Annotated in this window: 14 protein-coding genes; all 14 read right to left on the reverse strand. The window is 33.8% G+C overall.

From position 1 onward, the window contains the following. Window positions 1-165: 165 nt before the first annotated feature. Window positions 166-1494 carry a glycosyltransferase gene (locus LDP15_RS05100; RefSeq protein ID WP_015426172.1) on the reverse strand — a complete coding sequence of 443 codons (1329 nt, stop codon included), beginning with the start codon at window positions 1492-1494 and terminating at the stop codon, window positions 166-168. Further along, on the reverse strand, window positions 1487-1996 hold the full coding sequence (locus LDP15_RS05105; protein ID WP_015426171.1) for a hypothetical protein: 510 nt from the start codon (window positions 1994-1996) through the stop codon (window positions 1487-1489). Before LDP15_RS05105 ends, LDP15_RS05100 begins: the two co-directional genes overlap by 8 nt. Window positions 1997-2216: 220 nt before the next feature. After that, complete coding sequence (locus tag LDP15_RS05110; protein WP_225513314.1) at window positions 2217-2354, reverse strand: ester cyclase; 138 nt, start codon at window positions 2352-2354, stop codon at window positions 2217-2219. 229 nt (window positions 2355-2583) lie between these two features. Continuing rightward, window positions 2584-2928, reverse strand: a complete 345-nt coding sequence (gene rplS / locus LDP15_RS05115; protein ID WP_012897519.1) for a 50S ribosomal protein L19 — start codon at window positions 2926-2928, stop codon at window positions 2584-2586. 143 nt (window positions 2929-3071) lie between these two features. Beyond that, window positions 3072-3746, reverse strand: a complete 675-nt coding sequence (locus LDP15_RS05120) for a GTP pyrophosphokinase family protein (protein ID WP_003131377.1) — start codon at window positions 3744-3746, stop codon at window positions 3072-3074. A gap of 239 nt (window positions 3747-3985) precedes the next feature. Next, window positions 3986-4861 carry a LysR family transcriptional regulator gene (locus LDP15_RS05125; protein WP_012897518.1) on the reverse strand — a complete coding sequence of 292 codons (876 nt, stop codon included), beginning with the start codon at window positions 4859-4861 and terminating at the stop codon, window positions 3986-3988. 157 nt (window positions 4862-5018) lie between these two features. Next, window positions 5019-5681 (reverse strand): ABC transporter ATP-binding protein, encoded by a 663-nt coding sequence (locus LDP15_RS05130; RefSeq protein WP_042230209.1) that lies wholly within the window; start codon window positions 5679-5681, stop codon window positions 5019-5021. A gap of 104 nt (window positions 5682-5785) precedes the next feature. Continuing rightward, on the reverse strand, window positions 5786-7306 hold the full coding sequence (locus tag LDP15_RS05135; protein WP_225513315.1) for an ABC transporter permease: 1521 nt from the start codon (window positions 7304-7306) through the stop codon (window positions 5786-5788). Between the two features lie 132 nt (window positions 7307-7438). Continuing rightward, the gene (locus LDP15_RS05140; RefSeq protein WP_015426168.1) at window positions 7439-7717 is read right to left on the reverse strand and encodes a hypothetical protein; all 279 of its coding nucleotides are present in this window, start codon (window positions 7715-7717) and stop codon (window positions 7439-7441) included. Between the two features lie 198 nt (window positions 7718-7915). Further along, window positions 7916-8905, reverse strand: coding sequence for a phospho-N-acetylmuramoyl-pentapeptide-transferase (gene mraY / locus LDP15_RS05145; RefSeq protein WP_015426167.1), 990 nt, complete (start codon window positions 8903-8905; stop codon window positions 7916-7918). 64 nt (window positions 8906-8969) lie between these two features. Next, the gene (locus tag LDP15_RS05150; RefSeq protein ID WP_015426166.1) at window positions 8970-11261 is read right to left on the reverse strand and encodes a penicillin-binding protein; all 2292 of its coding nucleotides are present in this window, start codon (window positions 11259-11261) and stop codon (window positions 8970-8972) included. Further along, complete coding sequence (locus LDP15_RS05155; RefSeq protein WP_003131357.1) at window positions 11258-11638, reverse strand: cell division protein FtsL; 381 nt, start codon at window positions 11636-11638, stop codon at window positions 11258-11260. The genes LDP15_RS05150 and LDP15_RS05155 overlap by 4 nt, the downstream gene beginning before the upstream one ends. Window positions 11639-11795: 157 nt before the next feature. Then, the gene (gene rsmH / locus LDP15_RS05160; protein ID WP_015426165.1) at window positions 11796-12749 is read right to left on the reverse strand and encodes a 16S rRNA (cytosine(1402)-N(4))-methyltransferase RsmH; all 954 of its coding nucleotides are present in this window, start codon (window positions 12747-12749) and stop codon (window positions 11796-11798) included. A gap of 219 nt (window positions 12750-12968) precedes the next feature. After that, window positions 12969-13907, reverse strand: coding sequence for a DUF805 domain-containing protein (locus LDP15_RS05165; RefSeq protein WP_015426164.1), 939 nt, complete (start codon window positions 13905-13907; stop codon window positions 12969-12971). Window positions 13908-13917 lie beyond the last annotated feature (10 nt).

Here is a 13917-nt window from a genome sequence, read left to right on the forward strand (position 1 = left end):
ATCTTGTCCTTGATGATTAAAAAATTACGCTTCCTTATCTTTAAGCAAGTTATTATTTTTATTATTAGTCTTCTTAAAAAAATTAATTCAAAAAAAGGAGTACTTAAACTCCTCAAAAATTTTCAAATGATAAGATATAAAATCAAATTTTTATTGTTAGTAATTTCAATTATCTTTTTTATTTGTCACTTTTATCCCTTTACGCTCCGGACTTTTCCATGTTCCAGACCCCAAACCTAGAATAGTTTTTACTGCTGGAACAAAAGTCGTTACAATGGTTAATGCATTCATTACCCAGTAAAAAAGCATATAAAGTGGAGCAAATAATAGATATTTTACTTTTCTTCCACGGTCATCAACTATTAATGAAGCGACTAATTGAAAAGTCCCCGAAATCATTTCAAAGCAAACAAAAAGAAAGGCCATCGTTAACATGTGATAAATCCGTTCTAAGTTTCCGGTAATGGCAAATTGAAATAAAGACCAGATAAAAATTGCTGACGAAATCCAGAAAAAGAATGACCAGATAATGCTGAAACTTTGGTCAATAAACATAATTGTTCGGCCAACATTGTCAAAAGGGTGTAAAAATACTTTTTTAAAATTAGTCAGCCAAACCTCTGTTCCACCTTTGGCCCACCGTTTCCTTTGACGATAGAGCATTTTCAGAGATTCTGGAACCTCCATAAAGAACATAATACGGGGCGCGAACAATGATAACCAACCGTCCATTTGATGGTCCCAAGCAATACTAATATCTTCTGTGGCTCTATCTTGTCGAAACAAACCGACATCAATTAAGGCATCTTTTCGATACATCGTATTTGCACCACTATAGGCATAAATACTCCCTAGCACACCAAGTTGAGTCCGTTTAATAATTCCTACAATACTAGAAAATTCAACTGTTTGAGATTTCGCAATCAATTTTGCACGATTCTGAACATCCATGTTAGCTGTTACTGCTGAGATGTTAGTAGAATCTTGTCGAATAAAATAATTGATATAGCGATTTAAAGAGTCAGGTTCTGGAACAGTATCTGCATCGTTGCTTAAAACTAGTTCTCCTTTTGCAAATCCTAAACCAATATTAAAGGCATGCGCTTTTCCTTTATTTTTTTCAATTCTAATCACGCGCAATTTATCATATTTTTCTTGTAATTCTTTTAAAATTTCGGGGGTTCGGTCAGTTGAACCATCATCAGTAACTAGAACCTCATAATTTTCATAATTAATTTTTGTCATTAAATAATTAAGTGTATCTTCAATGACTATTTCTTCATTATGAGCTGGAACCATTATAGTAACAAAAGGTTCAACTTCTACTGGAATATCATCCCAATCCTTTTGCTTATATTTGAACAAAAAGCTATAACATAAGACTCCAATAAACCAGGCGAATCCGCCTAAAATTGGATAAGTAATTAACACCAGAAATATCAGTGTCAGAATAAAGTCAACAATGCCATTTCCCGTTTGAACAAAACTAATCATTGTTTTCTCCCTTCTGATAAAGTTTTTTCACAAAATCTGTTTCCAAATTTTGCTCTTCTTTGACCGAATAAAAACAAACATTATGGCGAAAATCTTTTGTGCCAAATCGTTCATCATAAGCTTGATTAATTAACTTTCGTCTTACATCGACACGTTCAGCATCGTACTGCTTTTCTTTTTGTAGAAAATGTTTAAAACGATAATTATTCCAAAAAGTTAGGATGATATATAAAATAGCTAGGAAAACAAAAGATAAAGAGAGAAAAATGAAAAGAAATAGAAGTGTAGATTTTTCTTCTCTATAAACAATGATATGATTAAGACCTGCTCGATTTGGAAAAACAAAAGGAAAAATAATCCATAAAAATGGAATGACAACACCACACCATCCTAAAAGAGCAATTATTGTTTGAAAAATTTTACTCCCATAATGGCCTTTTTCAAAATAAGGGTCATAGACTAAAGATTTCTTTGCTTCTTCTCGGCTGATATTTTTTTTCATTTCAGTCCTTTCTGAATTTGATGACTTTGCTGTATTTTATAAACTACGTTTTATTAATTATCTCATTTTCCGTCAGTAAATTCCAATATATTTCGTCTTTTTTTCATTACAATATCTCGCTAATAGATTATCAAGCAACTTTTCAATCTCATATTATAAAAAAACAAAAAGGCTACCCGTGAGTAGTCTTTTATTTTATGCATAATAGTCAGTATTTCTATTATTTAATATGTCCAAATTGCATGAGCATGCTTAAAATATCTTCTGAAAACCAAACTTTTTGTATCTTTCCGTCCTCTACTGTATACATCCCAAAACCATTCGACACGGCATGTTTGTGACTTGCTGGATAACCCATATTCAATAAAACGTTTGACAGAGACTAAAATTTCTTGATTTTCCATGCATCCCACTTTCTTTTTCTTAAACATAATATCGCTTATCATACTATACGACTAAATAAATTTATTTTACTAGTACTAAAGTATTAAAAAAATTCTCTAAAATCATTTCAATGAGCTAGACAGGAAATCATTTATTTAACTAAGAAAAAAAACCGCTCAATAGAGCGGTTAAACTGGTGTATCTTAACGACGACGTTCAGCGATACGAGCTTTTTTACCTGTGAGTGCACGGAGGTAGTAAAGTTTCGCACGACGTACTTTACCGTGACGGATAACTTCGATTTGTTCAACACGTGGAGTGTGAACTGGGAAGATACGTTCTACACCAACACCGTTTGAGATTTTACGAACAGTGTAAGTTTCGTTAATTCCTGAGTTTTTACGAGCGATAACAACGCCTTCGAACATTTGGATACGTTCGCGAGTTCCTTCGACAACTTTTGCGTGAACACGTACAGTGTCACCAGGACGGAAGTCAGGGATATCAGTGCGGAGTTGCGCAGCGTTGATAGATTCGATAAGGTTCATTTTTTTCTCCTCTTGCCCATCATTAAGCAGCATCTAGCAAATTAAGCTCAGCGGATGAACAGTTTTATTAGTATGCAAAAACATACTCAATAAGTATAACAGATTATCCATCCTTTGACAAGTTCTTATTTTTGTTTTATTAGTTAGTAACCAATTTGTTCAATATCAACTTCGGACTGATTAATCATATCCACAACTTTATGAATAAGATACATTCTTTCATCTAGTGCATGAATTTGCTCTGCACAATTTTGTAGTTCACCACTGAGTTGTTCAGGAATTTGTCCATCATATTTATAGCGAACTTTATGTTCCAACGTTGCCCAAAAATCCATTGCCGAAGTTCGCAACTGAATTTCAACTCGGCAGGTTTGTTCACTAAATAGATGTCCTAAATTAACTTCGACAATCATATGATAACTACGATAGCCTGTTTTTTTTACATTTCTTAAATAATCTTTTTCGCTAACAACTGTAAATGCTTCTTGGCTTTTGATAATTTCAACAATCTCATAGATATTTTTAGCATAAGAACAAATAATACGAATTCCTGCAATATCTGATAAATGTTCATCAGCAGCATCAGCGGTCACAGGTAAATCTTTCTTTTTCAGCTTTCCTGCAATACTTTCCGGTGATTTTAAACGATGTTTGATATGCTCAATTGGGTTGATTGCCTCAAAATTATTATAATAGGTATTTAGATTAGAAAGTTGAGTTCTGACAACATCTAAAGCACACTCATATCTGACAAGTTTCTTTTTTAATTTTTCAAATTCTTCTGGTTCAAATCTTGTTTTTAAATAATCTTTTTCCATTTTACTTTAATTCCTATCTAGTCTTATCTTCTTATTAATTTCTTCTCAAATATTTAGTGATTAATAAATTATAATATAATTTCCTTATATTTTTCTTTGACTGGATAATGCTATTTGCTCTAAAAACGATTCATATCATACTTCTAATTATAACATTTCCTGAAAGTTTTTTGTGCGCTTTCTACTGTAAATAATTACTATCAAAAAAGCACCAAATCATTGATGATCTTATGCAATATTTATTTTAATGTTTTCAATATTTCTAAAAAGTTTTTTTCACTTTCAGAGAGAATAGAATTTTTTTGATAGGCATAATTAATATGAAAGAATTGTTTATCTTCTTCAATAAATGGTACTTTAACTAGATTTTTAAAGTCTTCTGATAAGCGGATATCTGCCATAAGACTGATTCCTAAATTTTTTCTGACAAGCTCTTTTATGGTATGAGCATCATCTAATTTCAAAACTACATTAGCTGATTGATTATATTTTTCGTTTAAACGATTAAAGGCATTAAAGTGGATATTATGCTCTCCCAATAAGATAAAGTCTTCATTAAGTAAATCTTTAAATCCTAATTCTTTTTCATTGGCTAGTGGATGACTATCCGACATAATGATAAAAAATTCTTTTTGAAAGAGTTCTTCTATTTCTAATTGGGGATGCTTAATCTTTTCTAGACTTCCTAAAAGGCTCGAATCTATTTCTTCATTTAAAAGTAGGCTCAAGAGTTCATTAGAACCACCATAAATCATATGTAAGGCATTCAAAAAGTTCAAATTATCTTGCTTTGATAGAAGATATGAACTTATAATTGGCGGAAAACCAACTTTAAAATCTTTCATACTCGAACGATGAATAGCTTTTTTCGTGTGATTTAGTTCAGAGAGAATTTCATTGGTTCTCATTGCCAAAAGTTCGCCCTCCGGAGTTAAATCAACTACCTGATGCGAGGAATCTTTATAAAATAAATCACAGTCATAGTAGGTTTCTAAACGTTTGATTGCGTAAGAAATAGTGGGTTGACTAACCCTGAAATGTTTGGCAACATTGGTGAACGAACGCAATTTTGACAATTGATAAAAATATTCAAGATCTCTTAAATTTAAACTCATGGCTATACTCCTAGAAGCTATTTTAACATAATTTTGTAATTATTCTTAGTGCCATAAGTATTATTGAGCAACTCTAGTTTAATTGTCCATAAACCTTGAGCTTATCTGTTTTGGCTGGATAAAAAACCATTACAATTATTGTAATGGTTTTTATATTCTATGCTGTCTTTTCAAATTTACGATGTTTAAGGGTAAATACAACATCTGATGCTTTGGCAACTTCATTTTCGTGAGTAACCAGAATCACAATTTTATTATCTTTATGAGCAATTTCTTTAAAGAGTTCAACAATTTGAGCTGTTGTTTCTTCATCGAGATTCCCTGTGGGTTCGTCAGCAATAATTATCTCATGATTTAAAACTAATGCTCTAGCGATGGCCACTCTTTGTTGCTGACCACCTGAAAGTTTACTGACAGGTTTATAAATTAGGTCTGTGCTCAATCCTACTTTATTCAACGCTTCTTCTATTGCTGCTTTTTCATTTTCAAATTTTACTGACGAGATTTTTACGGCTGTTTTGACGTTGTCATAAGCACTCATGTAGGTCAGTAAGTTATAAGCTTGAAAAACGGTACTTACTGTTTTTTTACGATAATTTGTTAAATTACTTGATTTGATTGCTTTATTATCAAAAGACATACTTCCAGATTTTGGTGTATCAAGTCCGGCAAGCAGGGAAAGAAAAGTAGTTTTTCCTGAGCCGGATTGTCCTAGAATGGCATACATCGTGCCTTTTTCAAAACTTTCTGTGACATCTTTAAATAGATAGTCATCGGGGTTGCTATAATAATAAGTTAAATTTTCAACTTTTAGAGTCATCTTTGCTCCTCTCATTTTAAAAATTTACTGACAGAATCTGGTGATTATTTTTTTATCAATAACGAAAGCTGTCAGTAAATTATTAGACTGGTTCTTCTTAGAAATCAATTTGTTAAAACTTGTTTAGGATTCAATCTGAGAATTCCAATACTTGCTAGACCGACAGCGATTAGTGTAATCAAAATCGCAATAGCAACAAGAAGTAAAATTTCGCTGACAGAAGTTTTAATATTCAATTTTTCAAGTGCTTTTGCTTCAGAAGCTGATTGTCCAAAGCCAATTGCTCCGCCTGCACGCCCCATAAATCCGCCAGCATTTCCTGATGGTCTTTGACCTTCGGTTTTGCCTCCATTTGCTCCTGGAGCTCCTTGCATGTTGCTTGTGCTTGTCGTTGTCTGCGTTGTTTCTTGTTTTAAAAGTTGTTGTCCAACGACATTTCCTACTACATTTCCAGCAGCTGATGCAATACCAACCGAAACAATCATAACCATGAAGAGTTCAAAGAAAAATTGACCAATAATTTTGAGTTTTGATTCTCCAAGACTCATCAGAACACCAATTTCAAAACGACGTTCCCGAACCATGAGCATCACGATAAGCGCTAAGATAATGGCTCCAGCAATTGCTACAATGAGTACAATATTTCTAGCAAAACTTGCAACATTATTCAATGATGATTTTACATTTTGATAAGCTTGGTCATTTTTAGAAACTTGGAAATTACTGTCATTAACTATTTTATTAGCAGCTTTTACAAAAGTATCTGCTTGTGCAGGATTTTCCATGCTATAAGTTGCATTTGATACTTTGCCAGTCGTACCTTTGATAGAATTTGCTACAGAAAGTGCAGTATACATTGTATTCATGTATTGAATTGAGCTTTCTGTCGAGCTACTTGTTGTTGTATAGATACCAACAACAGTCATTTTATATGTTTTGTCATTACTATCTTTGATTGTGAAAGTTGAACCCACTTTTAACGAGTTTTGGCTAGCAAGGGTTGATTCAATGACAACATTGTTCGTCCCCTCATCTGAAGCCTTAATTGCGCGTCCAGAACTAATCTTATAAGAATCTGTGAAGCTTGTACTTGCTGCTAAATCATTTGTCCCACTGATTGTGAAGTCCTCTTGGGAAGCTCCGCCCATTCCTCCTTCACGTCCACCAAATCCACCAGCTGCTTGCGTATCTGTTGATGAACTTGAAGAACTACTACTTGTTGAAACTTTTTCAATACCAGAACTTGCTGATGCTTGAGCCTGATAAGTGAAACTTGCTGATTTTACACCATCAAGTTTGGCAATATTTTCAGCAGTTGTTTCTGAAATCGTTGGTAAATCAATATTAAATCGTTTACCTGCTTCAGAAGTATCACTTGAACTGCTACTACTTGAACTTGATGTTGCACTATTTTGTGCTTCTTTGATAACATTTTGCATGTTAACAGAGAGTGACACGGTTGCTCCAGCTGATTTTTTAGCATTATCAATAGAAACATTAGCTGCACTATTAATAATTAATCCTGAAAGTACAAAAATTAAAATTGCTGAAAAGGCAACAATTAAAAGTATTGTCCGTCCAATTTTGGCTTTAGTGAAAAACCATGCACGTCTTATAAAATCCATATTTTCCTCATTTCTGAGTCTTCTTCTGATAGACTCTTTTTTGTAAGTCGATTTTAAGCACGTCAGTCAATTTATTAAAAATAAAGACAGAAAGAATGATTGGCTCAACGTCCTTAAAAACCACTTGGCCCTTTATGCTGATGCAGTTCCACTTTCGTCACTACTTTCTTGTGTCGTTCCTGAATTACCTGACTGACTGTTAGAACCACCCGTAGTCGCACCGCTATTAGTGTCTGGACTCCGTCCATTTTGTCCAAAGCGATTTTGCATTTGTTCTTGAAAATTATTTTGCTGTGATTGATTACTTTGGCCCTTACCAATGAAAAAGCCACCTACTCCACCAACAATTAATGTTAGTAATGAAACAAAAATAATTTCTTTCCCCTTTAAAAGTTTAAGAACATTTTTCATTTTGGAATCCTTTCTTTTCTTGATAAATTGATTATAATTGTTAAAACTTAATTTCAACCCAAGTAAAACTTAAGCTTTTCTAAAAGTTAAATAATATTTTCTTGAGCATTCTGTCAGTAAAATATTAACTTTAAAAAATAAAAAAAGTCGCTCACAAGAGCGACTTTTCACTGACCATTCTGTCAGTAAATTTATTAATTAAAAAGCAAAGTAAATACAAAGCGCAATTACTGATAGCACTGCTGTAAATAACCAGAAGACAATGTCAATTTTCCATTCTGACCAACCAGCTGCTTTTCCAGAAAATCCACCGAGTTCAAAATGATGATGAATAGGAGTCATTCTAAAAATACGTTTACCGCCTGTTTTCTTAAAATAAGCAACTTGTAGCATCACTGAAAGTGTTTCAACGACATAAACCGCACCAATTAAAAGCAAAGTCCATTCGGCATGAAGTAGGATTGATACAATTGCAAGAAAACCACCCAAAGCCAACGAACCAACATCACCCATGAAAATTTTTGCTGGTTTGTGATTGAAGACAAAGAATCCAAGCAAACCACCAATGACTGACAAGATAATTAACAAAACATCATACTGGTGATGTGCTACTGCGATAACTGCATAAGCTGTCAGTGAAATCGCAACAGTGATTGAGGCAAGACCGTCGATTCCGTCAGTAAGATTGACCGCATTTGACCAACCTACAAGCCAAATAATAATGAAAATTGAAAAGAAAATCCCAATATTAAATTCCCAACTTAAAAGATGAATAATATGTGATTTTTCGCCATGACTGTAAATGAAATAGGAAACAATCCCAATTAAAATTTGAGCCAACATTTTTTGTTTGGCAGTCAAACCTTCATTAATTTGTTTGAATACTTTCAAAAAGTCATCTAAGAAGCCAATGACAGCATACATGGCAAAGACCCACCACGCAGTAATAAAAGCTGGACTAAATTTGCCAAAAACCAAAGCGGCAATTAATGAAACTACTAAACTCACAACAACGAAGACAAAACCACCCATTGTAGGAGTCCCAGCTTTACTAGCATGCTGTTTTACATCTTCAAGGGTTGGTTGCCCACCCAATTTTTTCTTGTGGAAGAACATAATGAAGCGAGGAATACCAATGATTGTTATAATCATTGTAATTACCGCCGCCACTATCCCATTCAATAACATTTTCTTCTCCTAATTTTTGAAGCTCCACATAGACTAGTGTCTGTGGAGCCTCAATCAATAATTTTTAATTTCCCATTTTAACAGTTAGAGTTTGACCTTTTTTAACATTGGTAGAAGTTTCGATACTCTGAGTCAAGACTTTATTTCCTGACCCTTCATAAGTTACTTTAATTCCAAACCAATTAGCCAATTGCTCAACTTCTTTTTTCGACCAATCATACATATCAGGCATCACCTGATCTTTATCATTCGTCAAAAGTAAAATTCGTGAATTTGCTGAAACTTTTTCACCTTCGGCAATCGATTGAGCAGTTACTTTTGCCCCTGTCCCGATAATAACCGGACTAAGGACAGTACGGCGTAAGCTATCAGCAGTATCTCCTGAATCTTTGCCTTTATAATTCTCAATGGTCACTTTACCAGCTTTAGTATCAGTATCAGCACTAACTGATAAATCATTTTTCATTGCTTCAGCACTTGTTAACAATGGATTTGCCACTCGAGCAATATATTTAAGTGTCCAACTTTCTGTAGGAATTTTTACATTCATATAGAAAATAAAATCAGGATTCTTAGCAGGATACATCACAACAGCAGAGTAAAGGTAATCTTGAGAACCTGTCATATAACCACCCGTTGTTGAGGCAATTTGGGCTGTCCCCGTTTTAACTGCAGCCGGTTCACCATTGACCATAAATAAAGGACCAGCAGCAAGATTTTGCTCAGAATCACCACTTGTTGAATAAGATGTTCCGTAAACAGGGTCAGTATTTACTGTTAACATCAAATCACGCACACCACTTGCTGCATCATTAGAGACCGGATGTCCAACAACTTCTGCTTTAGAAGTCAAACTTGTTTTTGTATTCGGATCTACTACTTTGCTGACAATATGTGGCTCAAGCATTGTTCCATTTCCAGCAATAGCCGTCCAACCTCTAATCAATTGAAGTGGAGTAACCGCAACCCCTTGACCAAATGAAGATTGAATTTGCGAAACGGCATTTGATGAAGGAAGGGCTCCCGGATTTTCACCATCTAAACCGGCTCTTACTTTAAGACCAAATTTAAATTTATTAAGATAACTTCCCCATAAAGCATCTCCCATATTCATTTCAATTTTACTCATCCCAATATTTGAAGATAAAGCAAAACCTTGAGCATAGGTTACGGTTTCTGGCAAAGTATAACTTTTATTTTCTGTTACATCCCAGTCATTAATCGTTGTATCATAAACTTGAAGTTTCCGTTGGTAAGTTTCATTAAGATTTACTTTTCCACTATCAAGCGCTCCAGCCATCAAGAAAGTTTTAAATGTTGAACCCGGTTCAAAGGCTGATTGTGAGAGCAAACTGTTCCAAGTGAAATACTTTTGTTTCTCAGCATCATTGATCGTTGTTGCCGTATAGGTTGGACGTTGACTTGTTGCTAAAATCTCACCGGTATGAGCATCAACTAAAGTTCCTGAAAGTTGTTGTGCTCCAGTATCCGTAGCCGCCTTGTCCATATATCCTTCAAGATTTCTTTGAAGTTGTGCATCAAGTGTAGTATAAACGTCTTGACCATTTTTAACAGGTTCAATGACTTTAGTTGTTCCTGGAATTGGGCGACCATAGATATCTTTTTGATAAGTTTCTTTACCATTTTCACCACTCAAAACATTATTGAAGGCTTTTTCCAAGCCCATATCACCCTTGAGAGCTTGAGTCCCATTTTCATCTTTAGGACGAGCAATACCAATAAATTGAGAAGCAAAATTTCCAAAAGGATAAGAACGAGAAATATTTGCCGTGAAACCAAGTCCAACAATTTTTTCATTCTCAGCCGCTTTTTGAATATCCTTCATCTGTTCAAGAGTGATATCACTCCCTTTATTCCCAAATTGGACTTGTTTCAATTTAGAATTGAGCTGCTTTTTAATTAAATCACGGTCAATTTTAAGTTTACTATTCAAGAAATCTTCAACTTTGGTAAAATCTTTCTTATCAATATAAAGAGGATTTCCGTTTGAATCAACCTGTGTTTTATCAATTACAGCATAAATTGTATAGGTGCTTGAGTCTACCGCAATGGCCGCACCTGTACGGTCATATATTGTCCCACGCTTCGCCTGAACCGTTACTGTGCTTTGATAGTTGCTCTTGGCCATCGTTGTAAGATTGGTTCCACCGACATGATTGACGGTAATTAGCCAGACAAAACGAAATATAAAAACCGTAAACAGCGCAATAGCTAGGAAAAACAGGCTCTTACCTACTCGTTTACGATTTCTTTCTGTACTCCAATTCGTTTTTCGGGCATTTCGTGATACTTTTCTAAAAGGAAAGAAAATTAGTTTTTTTAAAAATTTTATCATTTCGTTGCTTTCAATACATTAGAAGGATTTTGTTTTAAATCAGCTTTATTCGCCGTATCAAGCACTTTAGTACCTGATGTTAAATCTAAAATTTGTTGATCATACTCAGTTTTTCGGGTTGTTTCTTGAGAAATTTTTGAACGTAAGTCCATTGTATTCCCTTGAACTTCAAGTGTCTTAGTCTTAACATAAAGTAGACCAACAGCCAACACTAAAGCAGCAACTACCATTGTCAGATAGAATACCTTTTCAACACCAGAAAACTTTTTAAACTTACTTGCTAGAACTTCTGGCGCTAAAGTTTCTGTATCAATAAGATAACTATCTTTTTTCGCCGCAGTTTCTATATCGAAGTATTCTTTAGGCTGTGCTGCCATCTTTGCCTCCACTCGTTTATCTTACTAAAGAAATTCAGCTTACTCTCTTCACCATTGAAAAGAGAAAAGCTAAATATTGTTATTTCATTTATATAAGACATCCAAAAACAATCCTCAAGTGGGAAAACCCTCTTTATTAGACCAACTTGTTATTTGATTAATCTCTTTGTTTTTGCGCTACTCTTAATTTTGCACTATGAGCTCGATTATTAAATTCGAGTTCTTCTTCGCTTGCAAGAACTGGTTTGCGATTAATCAATTTTAGTTTAGCTTCCATATCTTTAGGAAGCATCGGTAATCCCTTAGGAACATTAACTGTACTATATTCTTTGAAAATTGTTTTTGTTAAACGATCTTCTAAAGAATGGAAAGTAATTACCGAGATTCGACCATCAACTTTTAATAAATCAATGGCTTGTTCGATTGATTCTTCCGCTGCTCCAAGTTCATCATTTACTTCAATACGAATCGCTTGGAAAATGCGTTTGGCTGGATGCCCTTTTTTCTTGAGTTCTTTTTGAGGCAATGCAGATTTTATTAAATCTGCAAGCTCAATTGTTGTCTCAATAGGTTTAATTTTTCTTGCTTGTTCAATCTTACGAGCAATTTGTTTAGAGAATTTATCTTCGCCGTAGCGGAAAAAAATGCGAACTAATGCTTCGTAAGGATATTCATTTACAACTTCATAAGCAGAAAGAGTTTGATTTTGGTCCATCCGCATGTCTAATCTTGCCTCTTTTTTATAAGAGAAACCTCGTTGACTATCATCGAATTGTGGGCTGGAAACTCCTAAATCATAAAGAATTCCATCAATTTTCGTGACTCCTAATTCAGCTAAAGCTGATTTAAGATAGCGAAAATTACTTTTAATCAATGTTACTTTATCTTCTGCAAGTTGCTCACTTAAGCGTACTTTTGCGTTTTCATGAGCAGTTTCATCCTGGTCAAATGAATAAAGATGACCATTAGTCAGTTTACTAAGAAGATACTCACTATGTCCTGCGCCACCTAGTGTCGCATCAACATAAATTCCATTTGGCTTTACTTCAAGCATATCTACGGTTTCATGTAGTAAGACTGTATCATGCTTAAATGCTATTGTTTTTGGCAAGAGCGCCGTCCTCCTTGTATACTTACAGTTTATTATATCACTTTTTTTCTATTTTTGTAGTAGTTTACATGATTATGTAAAGATTTTTTTAATGAAAAGGCTTACGTGAACTGCATTTGTATCTATTACTGGCTTCTTTGATGTCAATTCAATTTACAAGTTGTGTAAACATGACTTTTTATAGTTTAACAATTAATACTAAAAATAGACTGAAATTAATCAGTCTATTTTTTCAAATAAAGAATTTTTTTTATTTGTTTTTAATTCTCCTGTCGCCATTACTTCTACAAGAATTAAACTCAATACTGCAATCATTAAAAGTAAAAATAAGAGATATTGAACTAATTGATAGTGACCAGTTGTATATGTTATTTTTAATGTCTTCGTGAACATTTGATAAAAAATTAATATTCCACTTGTTCCACCTAATAAAAGTGATAGTCCTAAATTACTCAAACCAGCATCTCTTAAGCGTCTTACATGAATCGTAAGTTGTGGGAAAAATGTTCCTAAGATAAATAGGAAAAAGAACAAACGCAAGACCATACTACCAATAAAATTGTAGCCAAACATTATTTGTTCAAATTGATTGAAAAGATAGATTAAAAACAGAAAAAGAATAACGGTCAGCCCCCAAAACAGTTGCATCCACCAAAAATTTCTTCTTGTCGTTCTTCCGCGAAATTCAAAGTAATTTTTGAAATAGTCCTTGAATATACCTGATAATGTCTTTGTCTCTGGTAAATTATTAAATTCTTGAGAAGAATTAATCTCGTATTCCTTGAATTTTAAAGCTCTAGGCGAACTTGGAAATAGGTTAAGTATCAAGAGCACAAGAGTTCCTAGACCAAGGATAAAATTAAGAAAAATAAGTCCCCAAGGTAAATCTGCATCATTCAATCTCCGAACAGTTAGAGCAATGAAGGACAATAAACTTCCAAAGAAATATAGATTAAATATTAATTGAAAGAATGAAGCAAAAGTTTGCCATAAAGTCGTTAGTTGATAAAAATCTAGTAGATTAAAGAAATGATAAGCTTTAAACAAGATGACAAATATTATGATATGAGTTAATAAGGCTGACCAAAAATCTTTACGACTGGTTTTTTTATTGAAAGTGAAAGCTCCCAGCCAAAATTTTTTATAAGCTTGAACCATATTTTACCTC

The organism is Lactococcus sp. SK2-659, from assembly GCF_020218185.2.
Lineage (GTDB): Bacteria > Bacillota > Bacilli > Lactobacillales > Streptococcaceae > Lactococcus > Lactococcus lactis.